Annotated in this window: 2 protein-coding genes; one reads left to right on the forward strand and one right to left on the reverse strand. The window is 64.7% G+C overall.

The genetic code is table 11. The features are described 5' to 3' along the window. The coding region (locus tag Y707_RS27790; RefSeq protein WP_051442234.1) for a cation efflux transmembrane domain-containing protein at window positions 1-670 on the forward strand (670 nt) is incomplete at its 5' end. Between the two features lie 4 nt (window positions 671-674). Here the strand turns inward: Y707_RS27790 and Y707_RS27795 are convergent. Continuing rightward, a complete protein-coding gene (locus Y707_RS27795; RefSeq protein WP_081745025.1) occupies window positions 675-1,601 on the reverse strand; it encodes a phosphotransferase in 927 nt (308 codons plus the stop codon). Window positions 1,602-1,740: the final 139 nt, after the last annotated feature.

The raw sequence follows: 1,740 nt of genomic DNA on the forward strand, positions 1-1,740 counted from the left end.
TGGCCGGCGGTCGGTGCTCGCCCGCCGGATCCGGATCTTTGTCGCCCTGACTATCACCTACAACGTGATTGAAGCCGTGGTGGCGCTGTGGGCGGGAGCTGCCGCGTCGTCGTCGGCCCTGATTGGTTTTGGTCTCGATTCGGTGATTGAAGTTTCCTCCGCGGCGGCCGTGGCGTGGCAGTTTGCCGGTCCGGATCCGGAAGCGCGCGAGAAGGTAACCCTGCGGATCATCGCGTTTTCGTTCTTTGGCCTGGCGGCGTTCGTCAGCTTCAACGCCGTGATGTCGTTGCTCACCGGGCGGCAGGCCGAACACTCCACTGCCGGACTGGTTATTGCCGGCGTCAGTCTGCTGATTATGCCTACACTGTCCTGGCTGCAGCGCCGGGCCGGCCGGGAATTAGGGTCGGTCTCCGCCGTCGCGGACTCCAAGCAGACTCTGTTGTGTGCCTACCTGTCGGGCGTCTTACTCATCGGCCTGCTGCTTAACAGTCTGTTGGGATGGTCCTGGGCAGACCCGATTGCCGCACTGGTCATCGCCGGAATCGCGGTGAAGGAAGGCATCAACGCATGGAAGGGTGACGCCTGCTGTGCGATGCCGGCCACCGTCGTCGCAGGTTCCGTGGACGAGCCGGACGACTGCTGTGGTCCGGACTGCGACTGCTGCCACTAGTCTGCTAGTCGAGCAGGGCTGAGCGGATCACGTCGGCCTGTCCGAGTAGCCACGCCCGACGCCGGAGAATGACGTCGCCGACGCCTTCGCTCCACATCCTGGCCCAACCGCCTCCCGCATGGACGGCGTTGAACTCCATCCGCTTCCAGGTCAGGCCGGCGCGGTCGGCACCAAACTCCGGGAGCCGGCGTCGTTCCGCTGCTGTCCAGCCGTAGGAATCGGCAAAGACGCGCAGCCGGTCCAGCTGGTCGACGCCGGCCCATGCCCCGGACAAATCCGACGGATCCCGCAGCTTCACCCAATGCATCGCCGTGTTGAACGAATCGATGTACCGGGTTGAAGGGCCGGCAAGATCGAAATCGATGAGCCCGACGGCCTGCCCGTTCCCGACGACGACGTTCTCCGGTGTGACGTCGAGGTGAGTGACGAGCTCGAACGGATCCTGCTGGATGGGTCTGGGCGGAAACGGCTCCTCGGATGGGTCATAGCCGGCCGAGATGTCATGCAGCGACCGGAGCAGCCGGCCGACGGAGGCGAGTAACTCCGGCGACAGCACCCAGGGGTCGGGCTCCTTCGCAGGTACGGCACCTTCCAGAAATGTCAGTACGTCGCGTCCGGCGGTGTCCCGGCCCAGGAAGCGGGGACTGCCGACGAATCCGGCGGCTTCCAAATGGTCGAGATAGGCAGCTACAGCGAACGACGTCGGCTGGTGCGGACGGCGGACCGTGGCACCGACGCGCACCACGCCTTCGGTGACATCGCCTGCGGGCATTGCAACTTCCGGCAGGTCCGGCTGGCCTTCAGGCTCGAAGTATCGGCGCTCGCGGACGAATCCAAGGCTGGGGCCGGATGGGTTACCGCGGACAGATCCGCTCTTATGTTTGGGATCACCATCATCCGTGGACTTGCTGGCAGGCGCGCTTCCGCTCATGACGACGATTTGGCGCTGAGCAGGTCCAGGAACTCGTCGGCTCGTTCCAGATTGAGTACCAGTTTTTCGCGCTGCTGGCGGGCGGCGTCGATATATCCGTTCAGTTGCTCCTGCAGATCCGCGCGTTCCCCCTCGCCGG

Origin of the sequence: Arthrobacter sp. H14 (assembly GCF_000520495.1) — a bacterium.
GTDB lineage: Bacteria > Actinomycetota > Actinomycetes > Actinomycetales > Micrococcaceae > Arthrobacter_C.